This is a genomic window from Aquabacterium sp., assembly GCF_041915145.1.
Classification (GTDB): domain Bacteria; phylum Pseudomonadota; class Gammaproteobacteria; order Burkholderiales; family Burkholderiaceae_C; genus Aquabacterium.
Map to the genome: position 1 here is coordinate 1 of NZ_JAYSBZ010000082.1, position 12,182 is coordinate 12,182.

At 67.0% G+C, this 12,182-nt stretch carries 11 protein-coding genes and 1 pseudogene; 5 read left to right on the top strand and 7 right to left on the bottom strand.

Translation table 11 applies throughout. The features are described from left to right. Window positions 1-154 precede the first annotated feature (154 nt). Window positions 155-1,204, bottom strand: a complete 1,050-nt coding sequence (locus tag ACE3SS_RS13045; RefSeq protein ID WP_374594611.1) for a PEP-CTERM sorting domain-containing protein — start codon at window positions 1,202-1,204, stop codon at window positions 155-157. Between the two features lie 296 nt (window positions 1,205-1,500). Between ACE3SS_RS13045 and ACE3SS_RS13050 the strand changes: the two genes are divergently transcribed. The 4 genes and pseudogenes from ACE3SS_RS13050 to ACE3SS_RS13065 all read left to right on the top strand — a co-directional run bounded on the left by ACE3SS_RS13050 (window position 1,501) and on the right by ACE3SS_RS13065 (window position 5,962). Then, a complete protein-coding gene (locus ACE3SS_RS13050) occupies window positions 1,501-2,859 on the top strand; it encodes an esterase-like activity of phytase family protein (RefSeq protein ID WP_374594613.1) in 1,359 nt (452 codons plus the stop codon). Then, window positions 2,826-2,909 (top strand): annotated as a pseudogene (locus ACE3SS_RS13055) (PEP-CTERM sorting domain-containing protein); the annotation flags it as partial. The gene ACE3SS_RS13050 and the pseudogene ACE3SS_RS13055, both read left to right, overlap by 34 nt. Before the next feature lie 65 nt (window positions 2,910-2,974). Beyond that, the gene (gene lpxC / locus ACE3SS_RS13060; protein ID WP_374594615.1) at window positions 2,975-3,910 is read left to right on the top strand and encodes a UDP-3-O-acyl-N-acetylglucosamine deacetylase; all 936 of its coding nucleotides are present in this window, start codon (window positions 2,975-2,977) and stop codon (window positions 3,908-3,910) included. 102 nt (window positions 3,911-4,012) lie between these two features. After that, the gene (locus ACE3SS_RS13065; protein ID WP_374594617.1) at window positions 4,013-5,962 is read left to right on the top strand and encodes a propionate--CoA ligase; all 1,950 of its coding nucleotides are present in this window, start codon (window positions 4,013-4,015) and stop codon (window positions 5,960-5,962) included. Between the two features lie 5 nt (window positions 5,963-5,967). Here the strand turns inward: ACE3SS_RS13065 and ACE3SS_RS13070 are convergent, their stop codons facing one another. Beyond that, window positions 5,968-6,438 carry a cache domain-containing protein gene (locus ACE3SS_RS13070; protein ID WP_374594619.1) on the bottom strand — a complete coding sequence of 157 codons (471 nt, stop codon included), beginning with the start codon at window positions 6,436-6,438 and terminating at the stop codon, window positions 5,968-5,970. Window positions 6,439-6,575: 137 nt separating this feature from the next. Next, entirely contained in the window at window positions 6,576-7,124 is a 549-nt protein-coding gene (gene ruvC / locus ACE3SS_RS13075; protein ID WP_374594621.1) for a crossover junction endodeoxyribonuclease RuvC, read from the bottom strand. A gap of 245 nt (window positions 7,125-7,369) precedes the next feature. On the opposite strand from ruvC, the gene ACE3SS_RS13080 reads away from it, so the two are divergent. Next, on the top strand, window positions 7,370-9,040 hold the full coding sequence (locus ACE3SS_RS13080; RefSeq protein WP_374594623.1) for a jacalin-like lectin: 1,671 nt from the start codon (window positions 7,370-7,372) through the stop codon (window positions 9,038-9,040). Between the two features lie 9 nt (window positions 9,041-9,049). On the opposite strand, the gene ACE3SS_RS13085 is transcribed toward ACE3SS_RS13080, so the two are convergent. The 4 genes from ACE3SS_RS13085 to purH all read right to left on the bottom strand — a co-directional run. After that, complete coding sequence (locus ACE3SS_RS13085) at window positions 9,050-9,973, bottom strand: alpha/beta fold hydrolase (protein ID WP_374594625.1); 924 nt, start codon at window positions 9,971-9,973, stop codon at window positions 9,050-9,052. A 1-nt stretch (window position 9,974) separates the two neighbouring features. Continuing rightward, complete coding sequence (locus ACE3SS_RS13090; protein WP_374594626.1) at window positions 9,975-10,433, bottom strand: MarR family winged helix-turn-helix transcriptional regulator; 459 nt, start codon at window positions 10,431-10,433, stop codon at window positions 9,975-9,977. Window positions 10,434-10,552: 119 nt separating this feature from the next. Continuing rightward, on the bottom strand, window positions 10,553-11,191 hold the full coding sequence (locus ACE3SS_RS13095; RefSeq protein ID WP_374594628.1) for a hypothetical protein: 639 nt from the start codon (window positions 11,189-11,191) through the stop codon (window positions 10,553-10,555). A 14-nt stretch (window positions 11,192-11,205) separates the two neighbouring features. Further along, a partial coding sequence (gene purH / locus ACE3SS_RS13100) for a bifunctional phosphoribosylaminoimidazolecarboxamide formyltransferase/IMP cyclohydrolase (RefSeq protein ID WP_374594630.1) occupies window positions 11,206-12,182 on the bottom strand: 977 nt, incomplete at its 5' end.

Sequence of the window (12,182 nt, forward strand, 5' to 3'; positions counted from 1 at the left end):
GAGAACGTCTGAAAAAGGGGGGGCTGCGCCGCCTGCCGGCTGATCCGGCGGGCGTCAACGCGCGATTGTGGCGGACTCCCCCACAAGGGGGCAAGCAACAAAAAAGAGGCCCGCGGGCCTCTTGGTGGTGAGGGGCGCGGTCGGGCGCCGATCGTCAGGCGAGGGGCTTGCGACGGCGCCGCAAGGCACCCAGCACGCCGAGCCCGGCCAGCGTCAGGGCGTAGCCGCTCGGCTCGGGCACGCCGGGCGTGAAGCCGCCGCCGTTGTTGCCGAAGTCCCAGTTGGTGTTCTGGTCATCGAGCGTCGCGGCGTTGAACACGTTGCCATACGTGGTGCCGTCCAGACCGGCTTGCATCGCACCCGTTTCGAGTGTGCTGCCGAAGGGCAGTTCGATCGACTCGATCTTGCCGGTGTTGTGAAAGTCGGCGCTGCCGTTGCCGTAGGTCCAGTTTTGGAGCTGGAAGTTGTAATTGAACGCCGTGCCGTACTGGAACAGCAGTTTCTTGTAGACCGTCTTGCTGCCAGTCCAGGTCGGGTCGTTTGCGTAGGTGTAGATGCTGTAGTTGCTGGTGTAGTTGACGCCGGCCGAGTCGGTGAACGACGTGGAGGCCGTCAGCTGCGAAGAGGCGCCGTTGTTCATGCCGTTGGCCAGCGTCGGGAAGTTGCCGTCCAGCTGGATGCCGACCAGGATGGCGCCATACGAGCCCTTCTGGTGATGGGCGTCGGCGTTCACCAGGAACTGGTCGTTCCAGTACGCGTAGGTATTGGCGTTCAGGCTGGTGGACTGGCTGCTGGCTTCCACCGCGGCGCCGGTGGCATCGGTGACCGCCGAACTCACCCGGGACTTCAGCTGGGTGCCGAAGACTTGAGCTTGGCCGTTGTAGTTGAAGCCGTATTGCCCGTTGGTGGTGAGGAGGTCGTAGGCCGGGTCGCTGCCGTTGGTGCCCGCGCCGTTGGCTGCCACGTTGTAGGTGGCCGACGACACCCCGTTGGCGTAGTTGTAGTCAGACGTGCCGTTGACGTAGACGTTGATGGTGCCCAGCATGGGGCTGGTGAGCTGGTTGCTCAGGCTGCCATATACGCCGCTGTAGCTGTCGTAGCTGAGCAGAACGGACGGCGCGGCCTGCGCGGCCAGGGCGCAACTGCCCAGCATGGCCGCGGTCATCAGGCGGTGTCGTAGGCGGTGCAAGTTCGGTTGATTCATCATGCGATCCTTTCATTGCGGTGAGCCACGTTGATGGCCCGCCGCGCTTCGTGTCCGGTGCAGGCCGAATTGCCCAGCAACGCGCTGCCGGTCACTGTGCGGCTGGCATGCTAAAGGTCAGGCACCAACGGTGTCGCCCCCCCGAAGAGCGAGTCCGGGCCCCTAGGATGGCGCTGGCTCCTACCCCTGGCGGGGGGCGGGCCGGGTGCGTCACACGGACGTCACGCGGGATTCCTAAGCTGCGCGGTTTCGTCTCGCAACCGGGCGATCAGGTTCAGTAAGAGGAGTCCCGCACCATGCGCTTGAAGCAGCTTTCTCTGGTCTTGTCCGCCGCGTTCGCGGCCACGTCGGCGCACGCCGGTTTCGATCTGCTGGGCATCGGCAGCCTGTCGGCGACGGCGCACGACCTGTCGGGCCAGAGCGGCCTGCTCGAAAACGGCGTGGCCGGCGATTTGCTGGGCGGCATGGGTTCGGGCCTGGCCTGGGCGGGCGGCAACACCTTCCTGGCGCTGCCCGATCGCGGCCCGAACGCGGTGACCTACAACTCGGCGGTGGACGACACGGCGTCGTACATCGCGCGCTTCCAGACGGTCACGCTGAACGTGTCGAGCGTGCCTTCTGGCAGCCTGCCCTACACCGTGACCCCGACGCTCACCAGCACCACCATGCTGTGGAGCGACACGCCGCTGAACTATGGCGCAGGCGGCGCTCCGTCGATCAACACGACGGGCAAGTATTACTTCACCGGCCGCTCGGACGGCTTTGGCGCGGGCAATTCGCTGGTGGGCAGCAATGCGCGGCTCGACCCAGAAAGCATCCGCATGTCGAACGACGGCAAGAGCGTCTTTGTGTCCGACGAATACGGCCCCTACGTCTATCAGTTTGATCGCGGCACGGGGCAACGCACGCGCACCTACACGCTGCCTGGCAATCTGGGGGTAAGCAACGTGAATGCGCAGGGCGCACTCGAAATCAGCGGCAACACGTCGGGTCGCCTGGCCAACAAGGGCATGGAAGGCCTGGCCATCTCGCCCGATGGCAAGACGTTGGTCGGCGTGATGCAGAGTCCGCTGATTCAAGACGGTGGCAAGAACGGCACTTCGGTGCGGTTGGTGACGATCGATGTCGAGACCGGGGCCACCAAGCAGTACGCCTACAAGCTGGACAGCACCAGCAACACGATCAGCGAGGTGGTGTTTGCCAACGACCACACGCTCTGGCTCGACGAGCGCGACGGCAAGGGCCTGGGCGATGGCAGCAAGGCCGTCACCAAGAAGGTCTTCCAGGTTGACTTGAACAACGCGACAAACGATGTCAGCGGCCTCAGCGGTGACGCCGCCTTGGGCGCGGTCGCCATTGCAGGCAAGACGCAAGTGCTGGACGTGAAGAAGACGCTCAGCGCGGCTCTGGGTGGCGACGCGATGGTGCCGGCCAAAATCGAAGGCATGGCCGTTGCATCGATGACGATCGACGGCGTGGCCACGCCGGTTCTGGTCGTCGCCAATGACAACGATTTTGTCGCGACGGCCACGCCGAACGGCTCGACCACGGCAGTCGCCAACCCCAACCTGTTCGCCGTTTACCGCATATCGGGCGACACGGCGGCCGGCATCGTCACGCAACGGCCGTGCCCGAGCCGTCTGGCTACGCGCTGATGCTGTCGGGGCTGGCCGGTCTGGCCTTCGTGACGCGTCGCCGCCGGTGACCGTGGGGCCCGGGCCCCGCTTGCCTGGATCGGGGGGCGCGTCAAACGGCTCATAAAATCGCGGGATGCTGCAGCAACGCACCCTCAAATCGCTCACCCGCGCCGTTGGCGTGGGCGTGCACGGCGGACAACGCGTCGAGCTGACGCTGCGTCCGGCGCCGCCCAACACCGGCATCATCTTTCGCCGGGTCGATCTGCCGCAGCCGGTCGATATCCCGGCGCGCGCCGAGTCGGTGTGCGACACGCGCATGGCGTCCACGCTGTCACCCAATGGCGACCCGGGCGCACCCAAGGTGGCCACGGTCGAGCACCTGATGTCGGCCTGCGCCGGCCTGGGGCTCGACAACCTCTACGTGGACATCACCGCCGAAGAAGTCCCCATCCTCGACGGCTCGGCCGCCGCCTTCGTCTACCTGCTGCAAAGCGCCGGCATCGAGTTGCAGAATGCGCCCAAGCGCTTCCTGCGCGTGCTCAAGCCCATCGAGGTGCGCGAGGGCGAGGGGCCCAGCCTCAAGTGGGCGCGGCTGGAGCCGTACCACGGCTACAAGCTGTCGTTCGAGATCGATTTCGACCACCCCGCCGTCGACCAGACCGGCCAGCGCGTCGAGTTCGATTTCGGCTCGGGCCAATACAAGCGCGACATCGCCCGCGCCCGCACCTTCGGCTTCACAAAAGACGTCGAGATGATGCGCTCGCGCGGCCTGGGCCTGGGCGGCAGCATGGACAACGTGATCGTGGTGGACGACTACCGCGTGCTCAACGCCGAGGGGCTGCGCTACGACGACGAGTTCGTCAAGCACAAGATCCTCGACGCCATCGGCGATCTGTTCATCGTCGGCTACCCGCTGCTCGCGTCGTACAGCGCGTTCAAGTCGGGCCATGCGCTCAACAACAAGCTGCTGCGCGCGCTGCTGGCCGACGCCAGCGCCTACGAGATCGCCACCTTCGAAAACAGCGCCCAGGCTCCGCGCGGCCTGGCGGATCTGGCGCCGGCCTGGTAGCCGGTTTGTCGATTGGCATCGGCGCGCGTCGGGTTTGCCCGCGCTGACGCCGGGGGCGGAGCCTCACTACGATCGGTCATCGTTTGTGTCGAGGGCTTTGCGATGACCGCTCCAGCTTCTTCTGCCGCCGCATCGGTCTACGCGGCCTACTACCGTCGCTCCATTGACGAGCGCGACAGCTTCTGGCGCGAGCAGGCGCAACTGATCGACTGGCATCGGCCCTTCGATCAGGTCTGCGATTACGGCAACCCGCCGTTTGCCAAGTGGTTCGCCGGCGGGCAGACCAACCTGTGCCACAACGCGGTCGATCGGCACCTGGCCGCGCGCGGCGACCAGGCCGCCCTGATCGCGGTGACGTCCGAGACGCCCGACGGCCAGCTCGCCGAGCGCGTCTACAGCTTCAACGAGCTGCACGCCGAGGTGCAGTGCATGGCGGCCATCCTGCAGGAGCTGGGTGTGCAAGCCGGCGACCGCGTGCTGATCTACATGCCGATGGTGCCGCAGGCGGTGTTCGCCATGCTGGCGTGCGCGCGCATCGGGGCGATCCACTCGGTGGTGTTCGGCGGCTTCGCCAGCCACTCGCTGGCCACGCGCATCGACGACGCCGCGCCCAAGGTGATCGTGAGCGCCGATGCCGGCTCGCGCGGCGGCAAGGTGGTGCCCTACAAGCCCTTGCTCGACGAGGCGATCAGGCTGGCCGCGCACCAGCCGCAGCGCGTGCTGATGATCAACCGCGGCCTGGCGCCGTTCGACGCGCAGCCGGGGCGTGACGAGTCCTACGAGCTGCTGCGCGCCCGGCACGCCGGCCGACGCGTGCCCTGCACCTGGGTCGATGCCACCCACCCCAGCTACACGCTCTACACCAGCGGCACCACCGGCAAGCCCAAGGGCGTGCAGCGCGACACCGGCGGCTACGCCGTGGCGCTGGCGCTGTCGATGCGCGACGTGTTCGGCGGCCGCGCGGGCGAAACCTACTTCTGCACCAGCGACATCGGCTGGGTGGTGGGGCACAGCTACATCGTCTACGGGCCGCTGATCGCGGGCATGGCGACCATCCTGTATGAGGGCCTGCCGATCCGCCCCGACGCGGCCGTGTGGTGGAGCCTGGTCGAGCGCCACAAGGTGAGCGTGATGTTCAGCTCGCCCACCGCCATCCGCGTGCTCAAGAAGCACGACCCCGACGCTCTCAAGCGCCACGACCTCAGCAGCTTGCGCGCGCTGTTTTTGGCTGGCGAACCGCTCGACGAGCCCACCGCGCGCTGGATCAGCGATGCCATCGGCAAGCCCATCATCGACAACTATTGGCAGACCGAAACCGGCTGGCCGATCTTGAGCATCGCCAACGGCGTGGCGCCGCAGCCCAGCAAGTTCGGCTCGCCCGGCGTGGCCATGCCCGGCTACGACGTGCGCCTGCTGCACGAGCTGACCGGCGAGGCGCTCACCGAGCCGAATCAGAAAGGCGTGGTCGCCATCAAGGGGCCGCTGCCCCCGGGCTGCCTGCAAACCGTGTGGGGCGACGACGCGCGCTTCGTCAAGACCTACTGGAGCAGCTTCCCGAACCAGTCAGGCGACCAGCTTTGCTACAACACCTTCGACTGGGGCATTCGCGATGCCGACGGCTATTACTTCATCCTGGGCCGCACCGACGACGTCATCAACGTGGCCGGTCACCGGCTGGGCACGCGCGAGATCGAGGAGTGCATCTCCAGCCACCCCAACGTGGCCGAGGTGGCGGTGGTGGGCGTGGCCGATCAGCTCAAGGGCCAGGTGGCGATGGCCTTCGTGGTGTTGAAAGACGCCGCCCGCGCGGCCACCCACGAGATGGCTGCCGCGCACGAGGCCGAGATCATGAAGGTGGTGGACGAGCAGCTGGGCGCCGTGGCGCGGCCGGCCCGCGTGCGCTTCGTCAACGTGCTGCCCAAGACGCGCTCGGGCAAGCTGCTGCGCCGCGCGATTCAGGCGGTGTGCGAAGGGCGTGACCCGGGCGACCTCACCACGATCGAAGACCCGACCGCGCTGCAGCAGGTGAAAGACCGGGTCGCGGCCCCGTAGCTCGCTCAGCGCGAGACGGCGGCGCAAAACGCCAGGCCGTCGAAGGCCTGCACGTAGGTCGACTTGTTCTCGATCTGCTTGGTGGCCGGGTTGGGGCGGGTGTGGTCCACCCAACCGCTCTTGCCGGCGCGCGCCAGCGTCAGCAGCTCGGCCACGAAGGGCTTGCCCTCGGTGTCGCGGATGCGTGAAAAGTCCACGCCCACCATTTGCGCGTTGCTGCCGTGGGCCAGACTCTTGCCCGAGTGCACGTCGGACACGTAGACGTACAGGCCGTGCGCCTCGTCGCTCACCGCGCTGCTGTGGGCGTTGATGGCCGCCAGCGTCTTGTCGCGGCCGTTGGCCTGGTAGTAGGCGATCACCCGGCGCACCAGGGCTTCAGCGTCGGCGCGGCCGGCATGGCTGTCCGCCCGGGCGGGCAGGGCGCCTCCCACAGACAAGCCGAGGGCACAAGTCCAGATGGCCAGGCGACGGTTCATGACGGAGCTCCGGGGTTCAGAAATCAGATGACGGGGTTATCGGCCTCAGTCTGGCAAAGCTGGAGGCCGTCTGATCGCTCGAACAAGCGGCGAGCGCCGGGGCTGTTACGGTTTGGATCGGCGGAGCGGTGTGTCGCTCAGTAGGTGCGCCCGCCCTTGAACTGGGCGTGCGTCTTGCGCGTCAGCGTGGTGGCCTGCGCCAAGGCGGCCATCGAGCTGCCGGCGTGGGCGTGGCAGATGGCCAGGCCCAGCGCGTCGGCGGCGTCGCGCCCAGGCTCGCCGTTCAGGTTGAGCAGGCGCGTCACCATGGCCTGCACCTGCTCCTTGCGGGCGTGGCCGTGGCCGACGACGGCCTTCTTCATCTGCAGCGCGGTGTATTCGCTCACCGTCAGGTCGCTCGACACCAGCGCCGCGATGGCCGCGCCGCGCGCCTGGCCCAGCAGCAGCGTCGATTGCGGGTTGACGTTGACGAAGACGATCTCGACCGACGCCGTTTGCGGCTGGTAGCGCGCCACCACTTCTTTCACGCCGTCGAAGATGATCTTCAGCCGCCCGGGCAGGTCGCCCTGATGGGCGCTGCTGGTGCGGATGGTGCCGCTGGCCACGTAGTGCAGACGCGCGCCGTGTGCCTCGATCACGCCGAAGCCGGTGGTCTGCAAGCCGGGGTCGATGCCCAGTATGCGCATGCTCGCTCCAAATCCAACGCGCAGGGTAGCAGATGGGCGAGCCCAACCCGATCGGGCTTGAGTGAAGGGTAAATGAGGTGTTGTTGTGGTCGAGGTGCCGTGCAAACTCGACAATTGTTTGTGAATTATTTGTGAATTGTTTTGAGGTGAACGGATCCGGAATATTCCTTTCGTAGCAAATAAAGGAGAAGGCAATGAAATCTCAGTGCAAATGGGGTCAGGTGATGTGGCTTGCTGCTGGACTTTTGTCTGGTATTTCCCATGCGGCGACCGGGAGCTTCAGCACCTTCACCTACAACGTGGCCGGCCTGCCGCAAGGTGTGTCGAGCGCGCCGAGTGACCGTTTGAGCTCCACCAAGCTCATCAGCTGCTACGTCAAGCAGTTCGACTTTGTGAACGTGCAGGAGGACTTCAACTACCACGCTGCCCTGTACGACACCTGTGACGACCACCCCTACCGCTCGCCCACCAGCGGCGGCATGGGCATAGGCAGCGGGCTCAATTCGATGAGCCGCTTCCCGTACATGGACTGGGAGCGCGTGCGCTGGAGCGCCTGCAACGGCGTGGACTGCCTGACGCCCAAGGGCTTCACGATGGCGCGTACGCGCCTGGCCGAGGGCGTGTATGTGGACATCTACAACCTCCACGCCCAGGCCCAGACCGAAACGGCGGACCTGACCGCGCGCCGCAAGAACATGCTGCAGCTGCTGGACTACATCGAGGCCAACTCGGCCGGCAACGCCGTGATCGTGGCGGGTGACACCAACACGCGCTACACGCGGGCCGACGACAACATCCGCGAGTTCAGCACCCGCGGCTTCACCGATGTGTGGCTGGAGCAGGTGCGTGGCACGCCGCCCGCCGCCGGGGCCGATGCGCTGGTGTGTGACCCGGCCGTCACCAGCGCCGCATGCGAGATCGTCGACAAGGTGCTTTACCGCGACAACGGCTTTGTGGGCCTGAAGGCGTTGAGCTATTACATCCCCACCGACATGCAGAACGCCAATGGCGAGGAGCTGTCTGACCACCGCGGCATCAAGACCATCTGGTCCTACGCCACCGTGGCCAACCGCGCGCTCAGCGACACCTGGGGTGGGCCGCATGGCACGGCCTTCAATGACGTCGCCATGCTGCCGGCCAACCCGGCCGTGGGCACGGTGACGCTGCGCAGCGGCAGCCGCGTGGACCGCGTGGAGGTGGCTCTGAGCAACGGCTACGTGCTGTCGCACGGTGGTAATGGTGGCAGCGCCAGCTCATTGACGCTGGGCGCCAGTGAATATCTGGCCTCGGTGTCTCTGTGCTCGGGCACCTACAACAGCACCACCCGCATCTTCTACGCCAAGTTCACTACCAGCACGGGGCGCACGCTCGCCGGTGGCAAGACGACGTCCATCTGCTCCACCTACACGGCCCCCAGCGGTTGGCAGATCGTGGGCTTCCATGGTCGCTCTGGCGATGAGGTGGACAGGCTGGGCGTGGTCTATGCGCCTCAGGTGAGCAAGCCGGCCGCAGCCAGCTATGTGCAGTTCGTCAACCGCAACTCGGGTCAGTGCCTGGACATCTCCGGCGCCACCATGGCCGACGGCACCAACGTGGCCCAGTGGACCTGCAACGGTGGCGACTGGCAGAAGTGGAGCTATGACACCACTACCGGCCTGATCCGCAGCAAGCAGGATTCGCGCTTCTGTCTGGACAACAGTAATGCCTTTGGTGACGGCGGCAATGTGGCGATCGCCCGCTGCAGTGGCAGCGCGCGCCAGCGCTTCAACCTCGACGCCGCTAGCGGTGCCATCACGCTGCGCAGCCTGCCCGCGCAGGCTTTGGATGTGAACGGCGGCAGCACAGCGGCTGGTGCGAATGTGCAGACGTGGACGTGGTCCGGCGCTGCTTGGCAGCGCTGGAACCTGGTGCCCTGAGGACAAGGCCTAGCCCGGATCGCGCAGGGCCTCGTGCAGCAACGGCCACAACGCCTGGTGCGAGGCGCGGAACCAGTCGATGTGCCCGATGGCCTTCAAGCCGTGGTCGCGCGGCGCCACGCGGCGCACTTGCTTGCACGCGGCCGGAAAGGTGCGCAGCAGGTCGGCCACGGTGCGGGGCGTGGCGATGTTGTCGTCGGTGGCATGCACCACGGTGATGGGGATGCGGATGGCGCCGTGGTAGTCGTGCTGCGGGTGCCCTTTGACCGCGTTGGTGGCGTAGCCGCCAGCCGCGCACCATTGGCCCCACTGGCGGGCGACGGCGGCGGGCAGGTCTTCGCCCAGTTGCACTTTCGAGCACGGCGCATAGCCTTTGAGGCGGATGCCCACCGGGATCACGCCGCGCAGAATGGTTTGCGCCACGAACCGAAAGCCCGGGCGCATGCCGCTAAACCACCCGGTTGACGACGCCACGCCCACCACGCGCGCCACATGCCGGTGGTTGGGCAGCAGGCCGATCATCTGCCCGCCCGCGCTGTGGCCGAGCAGCAGCACCTGGTCGTGCTCGGTGCGGCGCACCAGCCAGTCGAGCGCGGCGACCTGATCCTGCTGGCCCCACTCGGCCAGCGTGGCGCGGCAACGCTTGAGCGGGCCCTGCAACGACAAGCCGATGCCACGGTAGTCGAACACCAGCACGTCGTGCCCCTGATCGGCCAGCCACGCGGCGAAGCGCAGGTAGAAGTGCTGGCGCACGCCGGTGGCCGGGCACAGCAACACCGGGCGCTCGGTGGCGGCTTGCCGGCCGCTGAAGGCGGGCACGAAATGGCCTTTGAGCCGCACGCCGTCCTGGCAGATCAGGTCGATGGGCTCCAGGCGGGACGCGTCTTGAGCGGCTTCGGGTGCGGGGGCGGCATTCGTGGGGGCGTGGGTCATTTCAAGGTTCCTGATCGTCGGGGGCGCCGAGCTGCTGCACGTGCGTCAGCCAGCGGGCCACGGTTTGCAATTCGGCTTCGCTGAAGCCAGCGGTCAGCCGGGCGTTGATGCGGGTCATGGCCTGGCGCAGCGCCGGCAGTTGCGCCTGACCGGCGGGCGTGAGCCATACCCGCTGGGTGCGGGCGTCCTCCGGGCAGGCGTGGCGGGCGACCCACCCGAGCGACTCCATGCGCTGGATGAGGCCGGACACGGCCGAGGGCGCCAGATCGAGCGCCTGGGCCAGCTGGCCCATCGTGGCGCCATCGGCCTTGGCCAGCACGAACAGCACGCCGCCTTGCGGCGCGGTGGGGGCGTCGCCAGCAGTCGACGCGGGCGCGGTGGCGTGCTGGGCGGTGATCCATTGCTGCAGACGACGTTGCGCCGTGTTGAGCAGAAAGACCAGACGAGGTTTGGTGGCCATGGTGAGTGCGGGTTGGGCGGCGCGAGAATTTATTTCGCATGCGAAGTATATGCGGCAAAAAAATCCGGCGCGAGCCGGATCGTGATGCGGGTGGGCAGCTGGGCGGCATCAAACTCGGGTCACGAGCATTGCTCCACGCTCCAGTCGATCTCGGGTGCGCGGCCGATCTCGAAGGTCTTGACGCGACCGCGGTCGGTGTTGAAGCGCACGGCGTGCTGGCGGTCTTTGGCACGCAGCGTCAGCATGTGGCCGTCCGGCGTGAAGAACGGGTGCGCCGCCACTTCCAGCTTGGCGCCGAAGCGCTTGCGCACGTCGGCCTCGCGCTGCCCCACGCCGATGCCGCTGAGCGTGCGCGGGCCGGGCTCGCGAAAGTCGATGCGGGCCACGGTGCCCTTGGACACCATGAAATACGTGCCGGGGTATTGATCGGGCGCGAACAGGTAATGGCAGCCCTTGGGCGGGCGTGGCGAGCCGGCGCTGAGCGGGGCGCCCAGTGCCTGGCTGGCCTGCTCGGGCGTCATGCCGATCAGCACCGGGCCGTAGCCCATCATCGAGATGCGCCAATGCGCGCCGGCCGACTCGGCCTTGTCGCGCGCCGGGCTGCTCTTGATGGCGGCAGCCTTGTTGGCTTCGAGGTTGCTGAGGGGGCGTTTGGCACTGGCGCTGGTGGGGTTCAGCACCACGCCGCCCACCATGCTCACGCACAGCGCGCAGCGGGCGGCCCAGGCCGCCACGTGCGAACGCCGCTGAACCTTCACTGCGGTGACGGCGATCAGTGACGGAAGTGGCGCGTGCCGGTGAACACCATCGCGATGCCACGCTCGTCGGCCGCGGCGATCACTTCGTCGTCGCGCATCGAGCCGCCCGGGTGGATCACGCAGGTGGCACCCGCATCGACCACCACATCGAGCCCGTCGCGGAACGGGAAGAACGCGTCCGACGCCACGGCCGTGCCTTGCAGCGTCAGGCCCGCGTGCTGCGCCTTGATCGAGGCGATGCGAGCGGAGTCGAGGCGGCTCATCTGGCCGGCGCCCACGCCCATGGTCATGCCGTCCTTGCAGAAGACGATGGCGTTGCTCTTGACGAAGCGGGCCACGGTCCAGGCAAACAGCATGTCCTTCATCTGCTCGGCGGTGGGCTGCAGCTTGGTCACGACCTTCACGTCGCCGACGATGTCGATGTTGTCGGCCGATTGCAGCAGCATGCCGCCGCCCACGCGCTTGAAGTCGAGCGCGTTGCTCAGCTTGCGGGTGGCGTCGTCGAGCGGCACTTCGAGCAGACGCACGTTCTGCTTGGATGCGTAGGCCGCGCGGGCTGCGTCCGTGAACTTCGGTGCGATCACCACTTCCACGAACTGCTTGTTGGCGTTGATGGCCTCGATCACGTCGGCATCGACCACGCGGTTGAAGGCCATGATGCCGCCGAACGCCGAGGTCGGGTCGGTCTTGAGGGCCTTGGTGTAGGCCTCCAGCGGGCCGGCGCCCACGGCCACGCCGCAGGGGTTGGCGTGCTTGATGATCACGCAGGCAGGGGCTTCAAAGGCCTTCACGCATTCCCACGCGGCATCGGCGTCGGCGATGTTGTTGAAGCTCAGTTCCTTGCCTTGAATCTGCGTCCAGTTGGACAGCAGGCTGACTCCGGGCCTGGCCTCGCGGTAGAAGGCCGCCGACTGGTGCGGGTTCTCGCCGTAACGCATGCCTTGCACCTTGTGCAGCTGCAGGTTGTAGACGGCGGGGTACTCGGCCTTGG